At 73.9% G+C, this 21,392-nt stretch carries 16 protein-coding genes; 8 read left to right on the forward strand and 8 right to left on the reverse strand.

The annotated features are described in order from the left end of the window. Nucleotides 1–43: 43 nt before the first annotated feature. Both B4N89_RS31515 and B4N89_RS31520 read left to right on the forward strand, forming a co-directional pair. On the forward strand, nt 44–802 hold the full coding sequence (locus B4N89_RS31515; RefSeq protein ID WP_078979891.1) for a class I SAM-dependent methyltransferase: 759 nt from the start codon (nt 44–46) through the stop codon (nt 800–802). 127 nt (nt 803–929) lie between these two features. After that, entirely contained in the window at nt 930–1,136 is a 207-nt protein-coding gene (locus B4N89_RS31520) for a hypothetical protein (RefSeq protein WP_078979892.1), read from the forward strand. Nucleotides 1,137–1,144: 8 nt separating this feature from the next. Here B4N89_RS31520 and B4N89_RS31525 read toward each other — a convergent pair whose 3' ends face one another. Beyond that, nucleotides 1,145–1,717, reverse strand: coding sequence for a hypothetical protein (locus B4N89_RS31525; RefSeq protein ID WP_078979893.1), 573 nt, complete (start codon nt 1,715–1,717; stop codon nt 1,145–1,147). Nucleotides 1,718–2,554: 837 nt separating this feature from the next. Between B4N89_RS31525 and B4N89_RS31530 the strand changes: the two genes are divergently transcribed. Continuing rightward, the gene (locus tag B4N89_RS31530) at nt 2,555–3,457 is read left to right on the forward strand and encodes an alpha/beta hydrolase family protein (RefSeq protein WP_235619023.1); all 903 of its coding nucleotides are present in this window, start codon (nt 2,555–2,557) and stop codon (nt 3,455–3,457) included. 42 nt (nt 3,458–3,499) lie between these two features. Here B4N89_RS31530 and B4N89_RS50110 read toward each other — a convergent pair whose 3' ends face one another. The 3 genes from B4N89_RS50110 to B4N89_RS31545 all read right to left on the reverse strand — a co-directional run bounded on the left by B4N89_RS50110 (nt 3,500) and on the right by B4N89_RS31545 (nt 5,952). Further along, nucleotides 3,500–4,396, reverse strand: a complete 897-nt coding sequence (locus B4N89_RS50110; protein WP_078979894.1) for a DUF3152 domain-containing protein — start codon at nt 4,394–4,396, stop codon at nt 3,500–3,502. A gap of 11 nt (nt 4,397–4,407) precedes the next feature. Next, nucleotides 4,408–5,337: a hypothetical protein gene (locus B4N89_RS50115; RefSeq protein ID WP_078979895.1), complete on the reverse strand. Its 930-nt coding sequence runs from the start codon at nt 5,335–5,337 to the stop codon at nt 4,408–4,410. A gap of 102 nt (nt 5,338–5,439) precedes the next feature. Then, nucleotides 5,440–5,952, reverse strand: a complete 513-nt coding sequence (locus B4N89_RS31545; protein WP_078979896.1) for a SigE family RNA polymerase sigma factor — start codon at nt 5,950–5,952, stop codon at nt 5,440–5,442. A 270-nt stretch (nt 5,953–6,222) separates the two neighbouring features. On the opposite strand from B4N89_RS31545, the gene B4N89_RS31550 reads away from it, so the two are divergent. Beyond that, nucleotides 6,223–6,789 carry an NADPH-dependent FMN reductase gene (locus B4N89_RS31550; protein ID WP_235619024.1) on the forward strand — a complete coding sequence of 189 codons (567 nt, stop codon included), beginning with the start codon at nt 6,223–6,225 and terminating at the stop codon, nt 6,787–6,789. 288 nt (nt 6,790–7,077) lie between these two features. Then, a complete protein-coding gene (locus tag B4N89_RS31555) occupies nt 7,078–7,584 on the forward strand; it encodes a cupin domain-containing protein (protein ID WP_078980641.1) in 507 nt (168 codons plus the stop codon). A gap of 87 nt (nt 7,585–7,671) precedes the next feature. On the opposite strand, the gene B4N89_RS31560 is transcribed toward B4N89_RS31555, so the two are convergent. Beyond that, complete coding sequence (locus tag B4N89_RS31560; RefSeq protein WP_078979898.1) at nt 7,672–8,103, reverse strand: DUF2000 domain-containing protein; 432 nt, start codon at nt 8,101–8,103, stop codon at nt 7,672–7,674. A 50-nt stretch (nt 8,104–8,153) separates the two neighbouring features. Here B4N89_RS31560 and B4N89_RS31565 point away from each other — a divergent pair, with 50 nt between their 5' ends. Continuing rightward, on the forward strand, nt 8,154–9,056 hold the full coding sequence (locus B4N89_RS31565; protein ID WP_078979899.1) for a helix-turn-helix domain-containing protein: 903 nt from the start codon (nt 8,154–8,156) through the stop codon (nt 9,054–9,056). A 122-nt stretch (nt 9,057–9,178) separates the two neighbouring features. Next, a complete protein-coding gene (locus B4N89_RS31570; protein ID WP_078979900.1) occupies nt 9,179–13,684 on the forward strand; it encodes a hypothetical protein in 4,506 nt (1,501 codons plus the stop codon). A 30-nt stretch (nt 13,685–13,714) separates the two neighbouring features. Here B4N89_RS31570 and B4N89_RS31575 read toward each other — a convergent pair whose 3' ends face one another. Continuing rightward, on the reverse strand, nt 13,715–14,737 hold the full coding sequence (locus B4N89_RS31575) for an ABC transporter substrate-binding protein (RefSeq protein WP_078979901.1): 1,023 nt from the start codon (nt 14,735–14,737) through the stop codon (nt 13,715–13,717). Between the two features lie 226 nt (nt 14,738–14,963). Between B4N89_RS31575 and B4N89_RS31580 the strand changes: the two genes are divergently transcribed. Next, the gene (locus B4N89_RS31580) at nt 14,964–16,364 is read left to right on the forward strand and encodes an aminotransferase class V-fold PLP-dependent enzyme (RefSeq protein WP_235619025.1); all 1,401 of its coding nucleotides are present in this window, start codon (nt 14,964–14,966) and stop codon (nt 16,362–16,364) included. 16 nt (nt 16,365–16,380) lie between these two features. On the opposite strand, the gene B4N89_RS31585 is transcribed toward B4N89_RS31580, so the two are convergent. Then, the gene (locus tag B4N89_RS31585) at nt 16,381–18,129 is read right to left on the reverse strand and encodes an ATP-binding cassette domain-containing protein (RefSeq protein WP_101897392.1); all 1,749 of its coding nucleotides are present in this window, start codon (nt 18,127–18,129) and stop codon (nt 16,381–16,383) included. 121 nt (nt 18,130–18,250) lie between these two features. Further along, nucleotides 18,251–21,187: a helix-turn-helix transcriptional regulator gene (locus B4N89_RS53105; RefSeq protein ID WP_078979904.1), complete on the reverse strand. Its 2,937-nt coding sequence runs from the start codon at nt 21,185–21,187 to the stop codon at nt 18,251–18,253. Nucleotides 21,188–21,392 lie beyond the last annotated feature (205 nt).

The raw sequence follows: 21,392 nt of genomic DNA on the forward strand, positions 1-21,392 counted from the left end.
AAAGCGTTTGCCGGATGCCTCGCGGCGCGGTATTGATGCGGATATGTCACGCACCTTTGCAGACCTGACGGCCGAGGCCGAGTCGGTGTCCGTGGCCGGCTGGGACTTCTCCTGGCTTGCCGGACGGGCCACCGAGTCCCGCCCCTCGTGGGGGTATCAGCGGCTGATGGGCGAACGTCTGGCCGGTGTGTCCGCCGCCCTCGACATCCAGACCGGCGGCGGGGAGGTGTTGGCCGGTGTACCGAAGTTGCCGCCCACCATGGTCGCCACCGAGTCGTGGCCGCCGAACGTGGCCAAGGCCACCGCGTTGCTGCACCCGCTCGGCGCGGTGGTGGTCGCCCACGCCGACGAGCCACCGCTGCCGTTCGCCGACGCCGCCTTCGACCTGGTCACCAGCCGCCATCCGGCGACGATCCGGTGGCCGGAGATCGCCCGCGTGTTGCGACCCGGCGGCACCTATCTGGCCCAGCATGTCGGCCCGGCCTCGGTGTTCGAGTTGATCGAATACTTCCTGGGTCCGCAGCCCGAGGCACGCGAGGGTCGACACCCGGACACCGAGAGCGCCGACGCGCGGGCCGCCGGTCTGGAGGTCGTCGATCTACGGATGGAACGGCTGCGGATGGAGTTCTTCGACGTCGGCGCGGTCGTCTACTTCCTGCGCAAGGTGATCTGGCTGGTGCCCGGCTTCACCGTGGACGCCTACCGGGATCGGCTCCACGACCTGCACGAACTCATCGAACGAGACGGACCGTTCGTCGCGCACTCGACCCGGGTGCTGTTCGAGGCGCGACGGCCCGGCTGAGCCGGGGGGAACGCGCGGGCTCCGCGCCGGGGACGAGCGCCGGGGTACGCCGGGGCGGCCCGTGCCCGCGCAGGCCCGGACGGGTGACATGGCGTAGCCCCCGGCCGATCCCGGCGTTGAGCACGGTATGACCCAGACTCGACGCATCCTCGCCGCCGTGGTCCTGGCGACGGGCGCCGCCGCACTCGCCACCCCCATCGCGAACGCGGGCACCCCGTCCCCGGACATCGCCCTCACCACCCCGGACAGCACGGCCTCTGCCGCCGACGGCGTCGACCCACAGCAGGCCCTGGGCACCGCCATGGCCTCCCTCGTCGGCGGCCTCGCCCACTGACCCCACGGTCATCGGCCGACGAGCCGCCCCGGGGCCGGGGGCTCACCCGGGCCCGAGGCCGCTTCGGGAAACAACGCGTCCAGGCGGGCGACCAGTTCGGCGTCCGGGAGGACCGCGCGGCGCGCGTCGGCGGCGATCGGGCAGGACGACATCACCCGCACGCCGTGGCGCAGGCCGTCGTCGTACCCGAACATCACGACGTAGTCCGCCTGGCGACCTGCCCCGGGGCAGGCGAGTCCGCCGGTGGGCAGGGCGGGTTGAGCCCGCAGCGCCCGGGCGTACTCGGCCGGATCCGGGAGGGCGCGCGTGCCGGCCAGGTCCGTGCGATGCCGCGCCTGTCGGTCGTCACGGGGATAGCGGCACACCACGGCGGAGCGCGGCGTACCGGGGACGAACGGGTCCGCCGGGGCGGCGTGGTTGGGCAGTCGCCGGTCGGGGGTGGTCGGGTCGACCCATCGGGGGCAGCCCTCCACGTCCACGGGGGCGGGCGGCGGCGCGGGGTCGACGCTCGCCGAAAACCGTGCGGGCGCGTCCCCGGCGGCATTGAGCAGCGCGGTCCCGCCGACGCCGACCGCGATCACGGCAACCGCCGGCGCGGCCCACCGGCGACGTCGGGAAACGCGCGGCGGACTCGGCCGATCGGCACGCGGCTTCTCCCCCATGACAGCACCCTGACACACGGCCCGGCGCGCGTGCGAAGGGGACCAACCGGCTTTCGGCATCGCCGGGTTGACCCCCGACACCCGGTATGCCCGCCGTCGAGAGCGCTACGCCCCGAACCGGGCCGGTGACCATGGGTGAGCGGCGCGGGTGCACAACCGGGCCGTCGGCCCCGTGTGCCGGAAGGGCCGCAAGCGGTGCGAAGCCGGTGCGAAAGCCCGAAGACACCGGTCCACGTGGCGACCGGCGCGAGGCGCGCCCGTCGACCGGACGGCCCGGGTCGTTTCGCCGGGTGGCGAAACATTCGGTGGGGCCGGGCCCGGCGGTCAGTCCGTAGCGCATGTCGATGATCGGTTTGCCCCGGCAGTTCGTACGCACTCGGCGGTTCACCTCGGGTCTGCCCACCGCGTTCACCGTGTCCGGCGACGGTGCGTCGGTGCTGTTCCTGCGCAGTCGTTCCGGGGAGGATCCGGTGGGCTGCCTGTGGTGTCTGGACCTCGACACCGCCACGGAGCGACTGCTCCTGGATCCCGCCCGCTCGGCGACCGCGGCCGGCCGGTCCGGGATCGCCGCCTACGCCGGCGACGACGCGGCTCGGCTCGCCGCGTTCGTACTGCCGGACGGCTTGTGGGTGGTCGACGTGCCGACCGGGCGTGCGCGTCGGCTGCCCGTCGAGGGGCCGGTCGCCGACCCCCGCCCCGTACCGACCGGGCGCCGGCGCCGAACGGCTCGACGGGGAGGTCGGCGTCCATACCGCCGTGCGCCGCGCCGGCACGCTCGTGCACACGGCCCGGACCCCCGATCGCCCCGGCGCCCGCACGCGCGTGCTGCGTGCGGATCGGCCCGCCGTGCCGATCCGCTCGTATGCGGCCGAGCCGGTCCTGCGGCTGCGCGCGGCCCGGATCACCACCACCGAACGCGGCCTGCACAGCCAGGTGTTGCTGCCGTCGTGGCATCGCGCGGGCGACCCGCCGCTGCCGGTGCTCGTCGACCCGTACGGCGGCCCGGCCCTTCAGCGGGTCACCGCCCAGCAGGGCCCGATGGCCTTCGTCTCCCAGTGGTTCGCCGAACAGGGATTCGCCGTGCTGATCACCGACGGCAGCGGGACGCCGGGGCGCGGTCCGGCCTGGAAGCGCGAGGTGGCCGGCGGCATCCTGGGCCCGGTGCTCGCCGACCAGGTCGCCGCCTTGACCGAAGTCGTGCGACAGCGCGGCGAGTTGGACGCCTCCACGGTCGCCGTGCGGGGTTGGTCGTTCGGCGCGACACTGGCCCTGGCCGCGATCCTGCGCCGCCCGGACGTCTTCCACGCCGCGATCGCCGGCGGCGCCGTCACCGACCAGCGCCTGTACGACACGCATTGGCGCGAACGTTTCCTCGGCCGTCCCGACGAGCACCCCGAACGCTACGCCGCCTGCTCGCCGCTGACCTCGGCCGCCGAGTTGCGCCGACCGCTGTTGCTGATCCACGGACTCGCCGACGACAACGTCTGGCCGGCCAACATGGTGCGGTTGTCCGGCGAACTGCTCGCCGCCGGACGGCCGCACGAGGTGCTGCCGCTGATCCGTACCGGTCACGCGCCCACGGACGAGAACCTGTTCGAGAGGTTGCCGGCCCATCAACTCGATTTTCTGCGACGGCATTTGCGGCTCCCGCCGCGCTGAGTACCGGGGACGCGGTCGTGGCGCCCAGGGTGTGCGGGCACGTCAATCGGCGGCGTTCGGGTACGGCCAGGGGTTGGCCTCGCACAGTCTGCCGTTGTCCGCCACCCGGGACTTGGTTTGCTGCATCATCACCGGTGCCAGGCCGCCGGCGGCACACCCGGTGCTGTGTCGGTGGCCCATGCGGTGGCCCACCTCGTGGTTGATCAGCATGTGGCGGTAGCCGAGGAGGTCGTCCCCGTACGCGGTCGAACCCTGGGCCCAGCGCCAGCCGTTGATCATCACCCAGGGTGTGCCGTTGGCATTGCAGGACACGTTGGACCTGCTGGTGTCGCCCACGATCGGCGAGCAGATCCGATGCAGGGTGCCGGGACTGGCCAACCGCACCACGAACGACGCGGCGCCGTCGGTGCGGGCGAAGGCGAGCCCGTCCCGGGACCAGCTTCGCGGATCGTCGAGGGTGCGCTGCACCAGGTCGGCGAACAGCGCGCCGTCCAGGGGGAGTCCCTGCTCGATCTCCACCCGATAGGCGACCCGCCGTCCCGGACGCGACGCCGCCGCCTCGCCGGGCACGGGAACGAACGTGCCGCCGAGCCGCAGTTCGGGGTCCAGGGCGAACGGCACGCTCGCCTGCGCCTCGGGATCCGGCGAGGCGGACGTCCGTACCGGCAAATCCCGTTGCGCCGACGGCTCGTCCGGTCCCGGGGTGGCCTCGGGCGGACGCCCGGTCGGTGCGTCGAGCCGGGTGGCGCCGGCGTCGACGATCGGCGCGCCACCGCCGGAGCCGTGCGGCATCAACGTGATCAGGAGCGCTACGGCGGTCACCGCCCCGGCCACGACCCAGGCGCGGGTCACCAGCCGCCGGCGGGCGTCCGAGCGGGCCCGCGCCCTGGCACGCGCGCGGCTCCCGGCCGGGGGGCGGAACTTCGAACGACGGCCCATGGTGCGCCCGCTCACCCCGTCCCCGGTTCGGCCGCCCGCAACTGCCGGGAGATGTCCGACCAGCGCGGGTCCCGCAGGATCGCCTGCGCCTGCTCGTCGGTCAACGGCATCGGTCGTTTCCCGTCCGGGGTCTCCACCCGGTCGAGCGGGCCGATGGCCCAGAACAGCCGGAAGACGGTCGGGCCCGACGGAATCCGGATGCCCTGCCCCCAGACCGCGCCGGCCCCGGTCGTGCGCACGGACTCCGACGCGAAGCGGCCGGCGTCCCGGAGCGGTCCGACGCACTTGAGGTGGTGCGTGCGCCCGTACTCGTCGATCCGGGCGGGTTCGGTGGGGGCGTCCGGGGCGCAGGCGGCCAGATCGCCCGAGCGCAGCGACATCGACACCCCGGCCGGTCCCTGGCCGTTGTCCCAGGTCAGCGCGGCCGAGATGCCGTACTCCGGCGAATACCCGGTCCGTACCGCCGACTTCGTCCCCTCCGGCGGCAGCAGGGCGACGAGCAGGTCCCCCAGTTGCCGCGCGATCACCTCCCGGGCCTTCGCGATCCGGACCTCGGCCGCGCGGGCCTCCCACCCGGGTCGCGACTCGGCCACACCGCTCGACGCGGGTGACATCGCCCGCCGCGAGTCGGCCTCGCCCGCGTCCGCGTCCGTGGCGATCGTGGCCGAGAGCACCCCGATCGTTGCCACCGCGGCCATCGACGCCACGACGGCGCCCGCGCGGATCCACACCCGCCGCCGGCCTCGGGCGGTGGCACGGGCCACCACCTCGGCCATCGGGCGGGCGTCCCGGCCGCCCAACTCGGCGTGCAGTTGCCGCCGGAAGGCCACCGCGAGTCCGGGGTCGACGTCGAGCACGACGTCGAGGTCGGTGTCCGCTCCGAGTGGGGACCCACGCCCCGACTCGGTCCCGGATCGTGGTGTCACCCGATCCGCCGTCATTGCCGCCTCCCGTTCCGGTCGACATCGGTTCCCGTATCGGTTCTCGTGTCGGCTTCCGTCTCGCCGTCGTTCCCGGTCCCGCTCGTCACCGCTCTCCTCCGCTCAGCCGATCAGGGGATTGACCTCGAGCGTTCCGCGCAACCGGGCCAGTGCGCGGGGGCCGGCGCTCTTGACCGCAGAGGTGGACATGCCGAGCATCTCGGCGACCGCCTCCACGCTGTGGTCCTCCCAATACCGCAGCACCACCACCGCCCGGTCCCTCGGCGGCAGCCGCATCAGCGCGCCGATCAGGGTCAGCCGTACGTCCGGGAGGTCGGCGTCGGCCGCCGCGTCGGGGCGGTGCTCCAGGCCCGCCGCGTCGATGCCGGGCAACTCGGTGGAACTGCGTCGGCGCCTGCGATCCAGGTAGGCGTTCAGGAGCACCCGCTTCGCGTACGCGTGCGGCTGGTCGGTGTGCTCTATGCGGCGCCAGGCCACGTACAGCTTCTCCAGGGCGATCTGGGTCAGGTCCTCGGCGAGATGCCAGTCGCCGCACAGCAGATACGCCGTCCGGCACAGGCGTTGCGCCGAGGACTCGGCGAACTCGGTGAACCCGTCGCGGCCCTGCCGTCCCATCCCGACCTCCCCTCCTGTCTCGTCCGTCCCTGATCCATACGCATCTCGAGGAGGGGCCGGATGCACGTGTCCTGCGTCACAGCGCAGGCGGGTCGGTCGGGGGCGCCCTCGCGGGGTCGCACGCGTGTCGCAATCGGTCCCCCAATTGGCATGTCGGGCCGGTCATACCGACATCGAACGGGCCATACGTTGGTCCGGCACCCGGGAACGGGCGCACCGTCGACCGATCCGGTCACCGAACCCGGCCACACCACCCGAAGGAGCCATCGCGTGCGCGACGTCAAGATCCTGGCCGTCTCCGGCAGCCTGCGCGCCGAGTCGCACAACACCCGACTGCTGCACGCCGCGCAGAAGTTCGCCCCGGGTGGGGTGGACATCGAGATCTACGAGGGCCTGCGCGAGATCCCCCCGTACGACATGGACCAGGACACCCCGGTCGATCGGCCCGCCGCGGCCGCGGATCTGCGTCGGCGGATCACCGAGGCGGACGGGTTGCTGATCGCCACGCCCGAGTTCAACTACTCGATCCCGGGCGTCCTGAAGAACGCGCTCGACTGGGCGAGCACCGACTGGAGCGGCACCGAGGGCCTGCCGCTGCTGCACAAGCCCACCGCGATCATGGGCGCCGCACCCACCAACTTCGGCTCCGTACGGGCCCAGTTGGCGCTGCGTCAGGTGTTCGTCTGGACGCACACCGACGTGGTGGTCAAGCCCGAGGTGATCGCGTTCCGGTCGCACGAGCGCTTCGACGAGGCGGGCAACCTCACCGACGAGACCACCATCGGCCTGCTCCGCGATCTGCTGGCCGCACTGCGGGACAAGATCGACGCGAAGTAGGCGTCCGGGACTCCTTTCGGGGGCGTGGGAGGGGTTTCGCCGTCACGGGGCGGCGAAACCCCTCTTTGCGTGTCCGGGGTTCACCAGGGTTCGTAATTGACCCATTGTTTCGATCCCGGAATGCACCATCCAGAGGGTCGAAAGCGACCGTAGATTGGTGTCAACGAACGGCGGGGCCGGGCGCCGAGGAGGCACCGAAGCACCCCCCACCGACCGTACGCGTCACCTCGATCGACACCGGTCGACCGATACACCGCTTTCCCGCACGCCCGTATGCAAGGAGCCACCATGTCCGCGAACACCTCGAACACCGCCGCCGCGACCGGCGAGGTCCCCGTCCTGGTCCGTACCCGGGACGCCGAGATCATCCAGGACGGTCCGACCAGCCTGATCACGCTGCTGGCCGACACCCCCGGGCTGACCGCGAACCTGGCGACGTTCAGCAAGGGCTCGCCGGGCGCGCCCGCGCACTTCCACACCCGGGCGAGCGAGATGTTCCACGTCACCGAGGGCACCATGCGCATCCTGCTCGGCGAGGAGATCGTGACACTGGAGACGGGGGACTTCCTCCTCGTGCCGCCGCACACCACGCACGCCTTCGCCCCGGCCCCGGACACCGAGGCCAAGATGCTGGTGGTCTTCACGCCCGGCATGGACCGCTTCGACTACTACCGCCTGCTGGAGCGGGTGCACCGCGGCGAGGCCGACTTCGCCGAACTGCGCGCGACGTCCGAGCGGTTCGACAACCACTACGTCGACAGCCCGGTATGGCGCGAGGCCATCGCCGGGAAGTGAACCCACACACCGACGCGGGACCCGGACCACCTCCCACATGGTCCGGGTCCCGCGTGTTTTCCGGCGACCCGGGTCCTTCGACCCGTGCTACGGGTGCATCGCGGCGCCCTTGCAGACCTTGTCCACCGCGTTGCGCGGCCCGTACACGGCGATGCCGACCAGGTCCAGATCGGCACGCGGCACCGCCCGCACCGCCGCGCGGTTGTCTTGGTCGTTGCCGGTGGCGAACAGATCCGAGGTGAACACCGCCACCTGCAGGCCCCGGCCGAGCGCGCGGGTGTGTGCCGTGGTCAGCATCTCCTTCCCGGCCTCGAAGACCAGTACCGGCTGACGGAACATCGGCAGGTACGCGGTGTCGTCGGCGTCCGTGTACGGCTCCCCGATCACCTCCGGTACCCGGGTGCCCAGACCGCCGACCAGGAACGCCGTCACGTTCGGTCGTTGCCAGGCGGCCAGGTCCTCGCGCAGCAGGACGGCGATCTTGGTGTCGAAACGGACGGGCGCGCTCTCGGATTCCATGCCCCGAAGTCTTCCGGGGCCCGCATCGGCCCGTCTTGTACGATCCTGACATGGTTGCCGGTGCGGAGCTCGTGGCGTGGCGGCCACCGGTGGCCGGCGTCACCGAGGTGCTGCACGCGCACATCACCGGCCACGCCTACCCGATGCACACGCACGCCGCGTGGACTTTGCTGATCGTCGACGACGGCGTGATCCGCTACGATCTGGATCGACACGAACACGGTGTGCTGCGACCGACCGTGAGCCTGCTGCCGCCGCACGTGCCGCACAACGGGGCCGCGGCCACGGCGGCCGGGTTCCACAAGCGGGTGTTGTATCTGGACTCCTCGCACCTGCCGCATTCGCTGATCGGCCCGGCCGTGGACCGACCGGTGTTCGACGATCCGGACCTGCGCCGCCGGCTGCACCGGCTGCACCTGTCGCTGACGTGCGCCGGCGAGGAGTTGGAGACCGAGAGCAGGCTCGCGTTCATCACCGAGCGGCTGCGCGTCCACCTGCGGGGCCGGGTCGGCGCCACCCCGGAGGTGCGCGATCCGGGCCTGGCCCGCCGGTTGCGGGACCTGCTGGACGAGCGTTACGTCGAGGGTGTCACGCTGCGCGAGGCGGCCGAGGTGCTGTTCGCGCATCCGACGCATCTGATCCGGGCCTTCGGCCGGGAGTTCGGGATGGGCCCGCACCAGTACCTGACCGGCCGTCGGGTCGACCTGGCGCGCACGCTCCTGCTCGACGGCATGCCGGCGCACACCGTCGCCGCCACCGCGGGATTTTATGATCAGGCGCATCTGAACCGGCACTTCAAGCGTGTACTGGGTACCAGCCCGGGCCGGTTCGCGCGGATCGGGGCCGGTGCGGTCGCGATGCGCGGGCGCTCGCCGGCGATCCCGACGAGCGCCCCGGGCGATCGCCGCCGACCTCGGCCCACGCCCCGGTCCGACACCCCTGCCGGCCCCTGACCGGTCCGCGACGGCCGATCGTCGGTGAGCCGTGGTGGGGTGGTCCTCGCGTTGCCCGCCCCGGAACCCGGGCCGGGACACGGCGGACGAGGGTGGGTCCGGCAGGCAAGGGGAGGCGAACAGTGACGCAGGGAGCCGCGCGGCGATCCGACCCGGCCGCGGAGGTGCTGCTCGGACTCGCGGTGGCGAGCGGCGAGCCGGGCGACGCGGGCCGGCTGCGGCATCGCCTCGGCGTGCCCGATCCGGCCTGGTTGGCCGATGCGGCGCTGCCGATCACCGCACGTCGTCGGGCGGTTCGCGATCCGGACGTGCCGGTGCGCCGCGCGGTGGCGCGCAACCCCCGGGCCACCCCGGCCGATCTGGCCGCGCTCCTGGAACGGCCCGACCCGGTCGTCGACCGCCTGGTCTACCGGCACGCCACCGCGCTGCCGTGGATGCGCCGGGAGATCCTCACCCCGGGCCGGCACCCGGATCCGAACGCCCTCGCGGTGTTGTGGGAGGAGATCCGCGCGTGTACCGAAGACCCGCCGGACCACCCGCACTTCGTCGGCGCGGCGGTGGTCTCCGGCATCCCGGCGCTGATCGAGCACGCGCTGCGCACCCAGGGCGCGCGGCTGTCCCGCGCCGAGCAACTGCGCGGCCTGCTCGGCCTGTTCGACGAGCCGGGGCGGCTGGGCGCGCTGCTCGGCGAGGTGCGGTTTCGACCCGGCGTGCCGTCCGAGCCCGGCAGCGCGCCCGGGCCCGACGTCGCCGACCTCGCCGCCGCCGCGCTCGCGTCCGGGGACGAGGGGCCGCTGCGGGCCGCGGTGCTCGCCGCGGAGGGCTCCGCCGGGCTGATCGCGGGGCTGCGGGCCGGCGAGCCGGAACCGACCTGGCGCCGGCACGTCGACTGGACCCGGCTGCCGGCCGCGCACCGCGCCGACCCGCTGCCCGAATCGGCCGCCGTCGCGCTGGCCGCCCGGCCGGACTGCCCCGAGGTGCTGCTCGCCGAGCTGTATCGGGCCCACCCGGCCGCGGTGGCGCACGTCGCGCGCCCCTCGGTCGCCCTCCTGGCGGCCGCGGTGCGGTTGCCGGGCCATGTCGAGGCCACCCGGATCGCCGCCGCTGCCGCCGCGTCCGGGCTGGTCGACGAACGACACGCCGCGCCGATACCGAGCCGCGTCGCTCCGGCCCGCGTCGCGGTGGCCGTGCTCGCCGAACTCCCGCCCGGCCGCGCGCTCGCCGAGCTGATCCACCGTCACCTGGGTTGCTCGGCCGACCGCTGGGCCGCCCTGCGCGGCGCGTTGTCCCGGCATCGGGGCACCCTGGCCGACCTGCTGGCCGGCATCGCCGACGGCTCCGTGCCCGGCCCCCGAAACGCCCCTCCCCCGGCCCTGTCCCGGCCCTACCGCTTCCTGCTCCACGCCGCCCCGGCGGAGGATCTACGCGCCCTGCTGCCGCACCTGCCCGACGAGTTGCTGCGCGACCTGCTCGGCCGCGGCCCGCTCCCCGAGCACGTCTTCGAGGCCGCCCTCGCCGGCCGCGATCCGAGGGTCTGCGCGGCCTTGGCGGCCAACTCGGGCCTGGATCCACGCCGATTGGGCCGGCTCGTCGGGCTGGACGAACCACGCGTGAACGCGGCGGTGTACCGCAACCACCACAGTCCGCTCACCCTGCGCCGCCGCATCGCCTCCGGTGCGCCGTGCACTCCCGGGCGGAGCGAACCGGTACCGCTGGACCCGGTGTTGCGCGCCGAGCTGCTCGACTGCGCGGACCGGCGCCGGCTCACCCCGCTGGTGGTCAGCGGTGACCCGGAGCTGGTGCACGCGGCGCTGTACGCGTTCCCCTCCGCCGACGCGCGGGCGTTCGCGTTCTCGAAGGTGCGGCAACGCGGCGGCCCCGACGCGGCCCGGCGCCTGGTGGGACTGATCGGCGGACTCGCGCCCGCGCCCCGGGCCGACGCCCTCCCGGACCACCTCGAATCCGGCGACGGCCCGGGCCGGTGGGGCGAGGTGCGGATCCCGTACGAGGACCCCGACGCACTGCCGGGCGTGCTGGCCGCCGCGCGCGGGCGCAACGCCACCCGCCGGCTCCTGGCTACGCTGGTGCACGAGCCGTACACGTACGACCTGCCGCGCCTGGTCGCCCGGCATCGCGAGGCGCCCTTCGCGCCCGAGTCGATCGACGAACTCCTGCGCCACGAGGACGCCGTCGGCGAACCGGCCCGCCTGCTGCGCCTCGCGGTGGTCAACCGGGCCTGCGGGACGACCGCCGAGGACCTGAACCGCGAGCCGATCGACCGGCTGCGCGCGGTGGCCTTTCGCCGCACCGACGCCGGCTGGGTGAACGACTGCGTCGAGCACGAACTGCTGGACCCGATACGCCTGGTGGACACCGCCCGCCCGGCCGGTGAGGTGTTGCGCGCGCTGCCCAAGCTGACCCGGGACGCCGTCGCCGCGCCGATCCGGGCCCGGATCGGCACGCTGGTGCGGACCCGTCTCGCCGGGCACGTCGAGGCGACCGTGATCGCGCTGGGCCTGCTCGACTCGTTCACCGGCACCGTCGGCGAGCTGATCGAGGTCGCCGCACAGGCCGCCGGACCGCCGCCCGGGCCCGAGCAACGCGCCGCCCACGACGCCGAGATCGCCGAGTCGGCCCGCGAACCGGCCGTGTCCACACCGGCGACGCGCACCCCTGAGCAGGTCGGGCCGATGTTGCCGACCCGGTGCGGGCGGCGCAGCACCCCGGACCGCGCCTGTGCGCTGGCCGCCGCGCATCTACTGCGGTCGATGGTGCCGGGCGCGCCGATCCCCACCGATCCGGCCGTGCTCACGGTGTTCGCGGAGACCCCGGAGGCGGATGTCCCCGGGCTGGCCCACCCGGACTGGTTGCGCGCGGCGTGCGCGGCGGCCCCGGTGGATCTGCCGCGCGAGCGGTTGGCCCGGCGCGATCCCGTCGGCTTCCGCGCCGGCGCCTCGGCCTCGGTACGCTACCGCGCCGGGCTCGTCGGCCCCGCGGACTTGATCGCCGACACCCCCGCCCGCGCGTTGAGCGCCGCGCGGCCGGGCGAGTTCTCCCAGCTCGCCCGGGCACCGCTGACCCGGGCGGTGCGCACGCTGCTCGCCGAACGCCTCGGCCACGACCCGCGCCGCTGGCTCGCCGCACTGGCGGTGATGGACAGCGACGGTGGCGAACTGCCGCTGCCCAAGCTGCTGGAGCGGGCCACCGCCGGCGCGCCGGAGCCGCCGGGAGACGGGCCGCCGCCGGTGCTCTCCGCCGCCGGGTCGGCCCTGCTCGTCTACGCCGACGTGCGGGTGCTGCGCACCGTCCTGCCGCTGCTGGCGCCCGGTGCGCCGAGCGTCCTGGCCCGGGACGCCGAACGGGGTCGGCATGTCACCGTCGACCTGGTCGAGTACGTGCTCGGCCTGACCGACGTCGAGCCCGCGCTGATCCTGGCCGAGGGCGAGGCTCGCTCGCCGCACACCCGACACGTGCGCGAACGCCTGCTCGCCCGGCGCGATCCGGCGCTGGACGATCGGCTGTACGGCGATGTGAAGCGGCGCGGCGACGTGGCCGAGCGGCGGCGGATCCTGGCCCGTGCGGCGGACGACGTCCGGCCGCTGTCCGCCGCGCTGCGGGCCCGGCTGCTCGAACCCGGCGTGTTCTCCGCGCATTGGGTGGACGCGCTGCGGGTCACCGTCGAGGCGGCCGACGCGGACGTGGTCGAATCGGCCCTGGCTGCGATGTCCGGGAAGTTGTCCCTGCTCGACCGACTGATCGCGGCCCACAACGTGTTGCGCTTCGGCGGCGCGCACCGGCTACGTGCGGTGATCGACGGCGGCCTCCTGGGCAGCGGCGCCGCCAGGGTCGCCGGCAAGGCCCTGGAGGCGCACGATCGGGCGCTCGACGCCCCGCCGGCCGGGGCGGGTGCCGGGCTCGACGCGCCGCCCCCGCCGGCGCGCGCCGCGCTCGACGCCGGGCTCGCGGTGCTGAGCGAGCGGATCGAGCGGGAGTCGTCGCCGGCCCGACTGGTGGCCCGGCTGCGCGGATGCCGACGGCTGCCGGACGCGGAGCGGGTCCTGGATCGGCCGTACCGGCGCGACTGGGCGCTGCTGGCGCGCGAGCACGCGCGCGAGCCGTGGCCGGCGGGGGTGCGGCACGCGCTCGCGAGCCGGCCGGACGCGCCCGACGAGATCGTGGTGGCGATGTCGGCCGACCTGCACCCGGCGGAGGCGTTCGCCGCGGCCCGGCGCGGTCCGCGCACCGCACGGGCGGTCGCCGCGCGGGTGGTGCCCGACGGCGGCACCGCCGAGTGGCACGCGGAGGTGGAACGCCTGGTCGAGGCGGGCCTGTTGACCGGCCGCGACCTGGTGCACGAGGTCGGCCACGCGGAACGGGCGCTGCGCTACCTGGCCGACGCCCGGGCGCGGGCCGACCTGTCCGGGCCGGTGCGCGCGGCGGTCGACGCGGCATACGTGGAGGTCGCCGCGCTGACCGTCGACCTGCTGGGGACCGAGGACCGCTCGTGGCAGCGCCTGTTCGCGGCACTGACCGAACGCGACGAACACTGGCGCCGCGTCCACGGCCCGGCCGCCGGAATCGCCGGCCTGTTGACGTACGCGGCCCGCGAACCGCTGGGACCGGCCTGAGTCGGCCCGGCCGGCCCCGCCGTGAGCGGCTCAGCCGGCCAGGTTCTTCTCCAGGTCGCCCAGGATCGAGTTCGCCGCGACCACGCCGAGGCCCAGGTACCAGGTCTCGTCGGGGACCGTGACGGCCTTGCCCTTCTCCACCGCGCCGAGCTTCTTCCACAGCGGGTTGTCGGTGACCCTGCCCTGCGCGGTCTTGTCCGCCGGGCCGTAGGTGCCGACGAAGATCCGGTCGGCGTCCGCCTCGGTGATCCGCTCCTCGGACAGCTCCACCGCCAGGTCGTCGATGTTCTGGTTGGCCGGGCGCGGCAGGCCGACGTCCTGGAGCACCGTGCCGATCAGCGACTTGTTCGCGTACAGCCGGATCTTGCCCGGCATGAACCGCACCATCGAGATGGTCGGCTTGTTCGGACCCAGCTTCTCGCCGAGCGCCTTGGCCCGGGCCTGGTAGGCGTCCAGCTGCTGCTTCGCCTCGGCGGTCTTGTCCAGGGCAGCGGCGTTGAGCAGGAAGTTCTCCTTCCAGGTGTAGCCGGGTCGCACGGAGAACACGGTCGGCGCGATCTTGGCCAACGTGGCGTACTGCTGTTCCGCGCGCAGCTTGCTGCCCAGGATCAGGTCCGGCTTCAGGTTCTCGATCGCCTCGAGGTTGAGGCTGTTGATCGTGCCGACCTTGGCCGGCTTGCCGGCCTTGCCCTCCAGGTAGGCAGGCAGTTCCTGGGAGCCGTCGGTGAACGCGACGCCGACCGGCTGCACACCGAGCGCGGCGACGTTGTCCAACTCGCCGGTGTCCAGCACGACGACCCGCTTGGGCTGCGCCTTCAGCACCACGTCGCCCATCGCGGTACGGATGGTGCGCGGGTACTGGCCCGGCGCCGCGTCGGTGCCCAGGCCCGTGGTGACCTGGCCGGCGTTGCCGAACTCCTTGCCGCCGGCGGCGACGGCGGGCTTGCCGCCCTTGTTGCCGTCGGACGAGTCCGAGCTGCCGCAGGCTCCGGTGAGCAGGGCGGCGGACAGGGTCACGGCGACGGCGGCGATCCGGCGGCGGGGTATCGGCATGGGTCCAGGTTCCTTGGCGCGTGGGGGACGCGGGCCGAACACCGCGGTGCGGCGACGATCGACCCGCCTGTGTTCAGGTAAGGCTTACCTTTCCTCACCCTAGAGGATGGTTGGCGCGGAACCGCCATCAGGGGTGAGAACGGGCATCCGGAACCCGCCGCGTCCGTATCCGTTGACGTGCGCTCCGCGCGGGCGCGAGACTCGGACGTCCGGGGGGGTGGGGACCGTGGCAATCGCCGAGCCGGCCGGACCGCCGGACTTCGAGGCGATCCGCCGCACGGAATACGGCTACCTCGACGAGCAGGGCCTGGTCTACCTCGACCACACCGGCGCCGGCCTGGCCGCACGCCGCCAGTGGCAGGCGCACGCCGCACGCATGGCGGACCGAACCTACGGCAATCCGCACTCCGAACACCCGGCCTCGGTCGCCTCGACGCATCTGGTCGAGCACACCCGCCGGGCGATCCTGGCGCACTTCAACGCCGATCCGGACCACTACGCGGCGGTGTTCACCGCGAACGCCACCGGCGCCTGCCGACTGGTCGGCGAGGCCTATCCGTTCCGGCGCGGCACCCGGTTCGTCCTGCCGATCGACAACCACAACTCGGTGAACGGGATCCGGGAGTACGCCCGCGCGCGCGGCGCCCGCACCGAGTACATCGGCCTGTCCGGGCCGGAACTGCGCCTGGACGGCGAGCGATTACACGCCACGCTGGCCCGCCGTCGGGGCCTGTTCGCGTTCCCCGCGCAGAGCAATTTCACCGGCGTGCGCCACCGCCTGGACTGGATCGACGTCGCCCACGAACACGGCTGGGACGTGCTGCTCGACGCGGCCGCGTACACCCCCACCAACGTGCTCGATCTGGCCGTAGTACAACCGGAGTTCGTCGCCGTCAGCTGGTACAAGGTGTTCGGCTACCCGACCGGCGTGGGCACGTTGATCGCCCGTCGGGACGCGCTGGCCCGGCTGCGTCGGCCGTGGTTCGCGGGCGGCACGATCGAGGCGGTCAGCGCGCAGGGCGGCTGGCACCGCATGGCCGACGACGAGTCCGCGTACGAGGACGGCACGCTCAACTTCCTGGCCGTGCCCGACGTGGCGCGGGGCCTGGCCTGGATCGGGGAGGTGGGCATGGCGGCGATCCACGAGCGGGTCGCCGCGTTGACCGCGCATCTCCTCGCCGGGTTGGCCGGGTTGCGGCATTCCGGCGGCGAGCCGCTGGTGCGGGTGTACGGGCCGGGCACGACGGACGAGCGGGGTGCGACGGTGGCACTCAACGTCCTGGACGCCGCGGGGCGGGTGGTGGACGAGCGGGCCGTGGCGCGCGACACCGCCGCCGCCCGGATCTGCGTGCGCACCGGCTGCTTCTGCAATCCCGGTGCGGGCGAGGCGGCGTTCGCGATCGGCCGACGCACGCTGCGCGGCGCGGTGATGCGCACTGCCGCGTCCGGCGGCACCCTCGACGACTATCTGACCCGGCTCGGTCTGCCCTCGGGCGGCGCGGTCCGGGTCTCGCTCGGCCTGCCGTCCACCCACGCCGACGTGGACGCCTTCCTCGACTTCCTGGTCCGCACCTACCGCGACCGACCTGCCGACCCGAGCGGACTGGCCCCGCGACTGCGCTGCTGATCGCGCCGGCGTGCGCTCACCGCCCGGCCCGGGGGCAGCGGCGGGCCAGCACGGCGCAGGTCGCGGCGACGAACAACGCGGCACAGCCCGCGAGAACGGCCCAGCCGAGCAGCGGCGAGTGGTCGAAGCTGTCCCCGTACGAGGCGAGCAGCGGCGGCCCGAGCGGGGAACGGCTGTGCGCCCAGCGGCCGGACAGGTCCAGGTCGCTGCCCAGGGCCTCGAACGCCCACCGGTTGGTCATCGCGTAGCTGAGCGTGTGCCCGATCGCGGGCATCCGGGGCACCGGTACGAACGCGCCGGAGAAGAGCACCTGGGGAAAGCACAGCAGCGGCAACATCAGGGTGGCCTGGCCCACTTCGGTCACCGCGGCGGAGGTGAGCAGCCCGAGCGCGAGCGCGGCAGCCGAGGCGAGCAGCAGGGTCACCAGGAGGGATCCGTACACGCTCCAGGACGCGGCGGGCAGCCGGTTCATCCCGCGCAGCACGGCGAGCAGCAGTACGTCGGCCAGCACCAGGATCGGCAACAACACGGTGAACTTGGCCGCGAGGTACGGTCCGATCCGCAGCACGGTCAGCCGTTCGCGGCGCACGATCGGCAGTTCCACGCAGATCTGCAACAGCCCGTAGGTGAGCCCGAAGAAGAAGCCGCCGAACGCGATCCAGAACAGGATCATCGCCGCTCCGGACGGACTCGGCGCGAGCGGGTCGAAGGCGCCGGGGCGAAAGAGCATCGCGAACATGGCCACGATCACCAGCGGTGAGCCGATCAGCATCGCGGCGGTCAGCCGGTCCCGGGTGATCAGTTCGAGGTCGCGGCGGGCCAGGATCGACCATTGGCGCAGCGGGTGATCGGCTCTTCCCGCGGCACGGGCCGGACCCGGCCTGCGGACGGCCGCGGGTTTCGCGGGGGCGGGACGTGCCTCGGCCGCGCGAGACCCGGCAGCCGGGTCCGGCCCCCCTACCCCGGCAGATTGCTCCAACTCGGGCTCCAGCGCGCCCAGTTCGGGCTCCAGCTGCAACTCCGGCTCACGGCCCGCGTCCACGCTCGCCCCTCGGGAGGCCACCGCGGCGTACACGTCGGCGTCGGTCGCCACGCCGAAGTGCGCGCACATCGCCCGGGGATCGCCGACGTAGGCGGGCCGTCCGTCGGGCGCCAGGAAGGCCACCCGGTCGCAGCGGGCCAGGTCGGCCGGGGCGTGCGTGGTGAGTACGACGGTGGTGCCCGCGCGGGCCAACGCCTGTAGCAGGGCCATCAGTTCGGCCGCCGCGGCCGGGTCGAGGCCGGACGTCGGCTCGTCCAGGAACAGCACCCTGGGCCGGGTCAGCAACTCGACCGCGATGCCGGCCCGCTTGCGCTCGCCGCCGCTGAGCGTACCCACCCGCTGACCTGCCCGCTCGGTCAGCCCGAGCGCGGCCAGGGTGCGGTCGACGGCATCGGCCGGCCCCTCGCCGGCCGGTACGCGCAGCGCCGCCGCGTAGCGCAGGCTGTGCGCCAACGGCAGCGCGCGGTGCAGGATGTCGTCCTGCGGTACGTAGCCCAAGCCGCGTGCGTCGGGCCGCCCGCCGTCGTGCCGCACCTCGCCCGCACTCGGCGGCCGGATCCCGGCCAGGGTGTCCAGGAGCGTGGTCTTGCCCGAGCCGCTGCCGCCCGCGATCGCCGACACCTCACCGGCCTCGGCGACCAGCGAGACGCCGCGGAGCACGGTCCGCCCGCCCACCGTTCGCTCCACGTCGCACGCCGCGACCCGGATCCCGTGCCCTGTCATGAGCGCCCCCCGACGACTGCCCCCGAACCATCGACGCGTCATGTATAGCCCGTGCGCCCTGCCCCGGGCACCCCGCCGGGGACGATCGGTGTCGGGTTCGCCGAGGTTCGTCGGCGCCGGATCAGTCGTCGAGCAGCCGCATCCGGTGGGCCAGTGCGGCGGCCTCGCCGCGGGTGGCCACCTCCAACTTGGCCAGGATGTTGGACACGTGCACGCTCGCCGTCTTGACGCTGATGAACAACGTCTCGGCGATCTGCCGATTGCTCCGCCCGTCCACGAGCAGGCCCAGCACCTCCTGCTCTCGGGGCGTCAGATCGCCCGCCTGATGCGTCGATCGACCCGCGGTCGACGTCGCGCCGGCGCGGCCGAACGGTTCGAGCCGGGCCCGTCGGGCGAGCAGTTCGATGCGTTCGCGCAGCGGCACGGCGCCCAGGCGCACCGCCGTCTCGTGGGCCCGGCCCAGCACCTCGGCGGCGGCCTGCCGTTCACCGGCGGCCACGAGCGCGGCGCCGAGGTCGGCCTGTACCTGTGCGGTGGGATAGGGCTGCGTGGTCGCCTCCCAGCCCGCCACCACCTCGCGCCACCCCTCCACGGTGTCGGTGCCCTCGGCGCGGTCCAGGTACGCGGTCAGGGTGCGTGCCTGGGTGCGGTCCAGCGCGCAGTCCTGGGCCAGCGCCGCGCCGGCCGCCCGAATCCGGGTCAGGTCCGCCCGGAACGCCTCGGTCGGCTCGTCGTCGGCGTACGCCCGTGCCGCCTCGATCAGCAGCGGGAGGGCGAACCGCTGGTTGCCGACGCCGAAGCCGGCCCGCAGTTCCGCGTCCAGGATCTCGGCCACCTCGGCGCGCCGGCCCCGCGCCCGGGCCAGCGCGATCGCGGCGCCGGACTGCGGGATGCGGTGTTGCGCCTCCTGATGCCTGCCGCGTGCGCTCTCGCGCGCGTGCGTCAGGGGGGCCGCCGCCTCGGCGATGTCGCCGCGGACCAGGCGGGTCATGGCCGACATGCGTTCGGCGTGGCCGGTGGCGCAGCCGTCGGCGTTGTGTTCGCGGATGTCGTCCACCGTCCGGGCCACCTCGTCCCAGCGGCCGAGCGAGAACAGGCTCTCCGCGAGGTTGCCCAGGAGGAACGCGCCGGTGTTGCGGACCACCCCGCGCTCGCGGGACAGGTCGAGCGCGCGCTCGAGCGCGGCCACCGACTCCTCGTGGCGGCCGACGCCCTCCAGGACGGAGGCCCAGTTGCCGAGCACGTAGATCAGCGTGTCCGGCTTGCCGCCCCTGGCCGCCTCCGCGACGTGGACCGCCTCGAGTCCGTACGCGAGCGCCTGCGTCTCGTCCGGCTCGCCGGACCCGGTCAGGAACCAGGACAGCGCCTGGAGCGTGCCGGCGATCATGTCCTGGTCGTCGAGTCGGCGGGCGATCTCCAGGACCTGCCGGGCGATCCGCAGGGCCTCCTGGACGTGCCCCTCCAGGAAGTGTGCGCGGGCGCTTCGCAGGGCCACCTCCGCGTACTCGATCGAGTCGGATCGATCCTGCAACAGGCTTTCGGCGTGCTCCAGTTCGGCCATGCCGGAGCCGCGGCCCAGCCGGTTCAGCGATTTCGCCCGCTGGGCCCAGAGCAGCGCCGCCCGGAGCGGATCGCGTTCCTCGTCGACGAGGTCCAACGCATGGCGCAGCAGGGCGAGTTCGCGGTCGCCGGAGTTGTCGTAGCGGGCCGCGACGATGGCGCCGTCCAGGACCTGCGCGAGCGTGGTGCCGGTCGACTCCTCCGGATCGGGGACCATGTCCCACATCGCGATCGCCCGCTCGTACAGTTCCCGGGCCTCGCCGAAGGCGTATCGATCGGCGGCGGCGACCGCCGCGGTCAGGCTCGCGGGCAGCGCCTCGGCGGGGCGGCCGGCGGCGGTCCAGTAGCGGGCCCGGCGCTCCACGTGGTCGCGGTGCGGGGACAGTTCGCCGCGCTCCAGCAGGGTGTCCTGGGCCCGGGCGAACGCCGCGTACATCCGGGTGCGTTCGCCGGGCAGCAGGTCGCCGAGTGCCGCCTCGCCGACGAGCGCGTGCCGGAAGGTGTATCCCTCGCCGTCCGCGTCGGAGACCAGGACGTGCCCCGACACGGCCGCGCGCAGCGCCGTCTCCAGGGTGTCCGGGTCGAGACCGGCCACCTCGGCGAGCAGCCGGTGCTCCACGCCGATGCCGCCGACAGCGGCCAGCCGGACCACCCTGCGGGCCTGTTCGGGCAGTTGCTCGATCCGGATCAGGAGCAGGTCGCGGAGCGTGTCGGACAGGTCGGTGAGCCGCCCGTCGCGGATGCCGGCGGCCAACTCCTCGACGAAGAACGCGTTGCCCTCGGAGCGTTCGAAGACCTGCCGGGTCAGGGCCCGCGAGGGGGTTTCGCCGAGCAGGCCGGTGAGGTGCTTCTCCACCTGCGGCAGGGTGAGCCGGCCCAGTTCCACCCGGGCCACCGAGCGGATGCGTTCCAGTTCGGCGACCAGGCGGCGCATCGGGTGGCTGCGGTCCATCGCGTCCGCGCGCAGCGTGCCGACCAGCAGGATCCGCCCCCGACGCAGCGAGCGGACCAGGAAGGCGAGCAGTTCGCGGGTGGCCGAGTCGGCCCAGTGCAGGTCCTCGAAGGCGATCACGAGGGTGCGGTCCTCGCCGGCGCGCTCCAGCAGGCGCAGCGCGGATTCGTACAGCCCGGCCCGCTCCGGTGCGGGTCCCACGACGGGTTCGGCGGCGAGCGTCGGCGAGATCCAGGCCAGTTCGCGGCGACGGTCGCCGACCATGGCGTCGAAGTCGTCGCCGAGCGTGGTCGCCAGCGCCCGCAGGATGGCCGAGAACGGCGCGAACGGCAGCCCCTCGGCACCCAGTTCGAGACAGGCTCCGACCGCGACCACGGTCGGCTGCGACCGCCCGGCGGCCTCGGCCAAAAACTCGTCCAACAACCGGGTCTTCCCGACCCCGGCCTCCCCGGTGAGCAACACGACCCGGGGCTCCCCGCGGTCGGCCTCGCCAAGCGCCTCGACAAGTCGCCCCATCTCGGGCTCACGACCAACAAACAGCGGCATCCCGACAAGAACAGTCACACAACGCAGCTTCCCACGCCCCCCACTCGGCCGAACGGATCGGGTGGCGACAACGAGCCCTGCCGAGCGGGCGGACCGCCGGGGGCCGGGGCCGGATGAGCGGGCAGCCGGGCAGCCGGGCGAACGGACCGGCGGCCTGATGGGCGGGCGGCCTGACAGCCGGCCGAGCAGGCGGGCGGGCGGCCGG

This window comes from Embleya scabrispora (genome assembly GCF_002024165.1).
Lineage (GTDB): Bacteria > Actinomycetota > Actinomycetes > Streptomycetales > Streptomycetaceae > Embleya > Embleya scabrispora_A.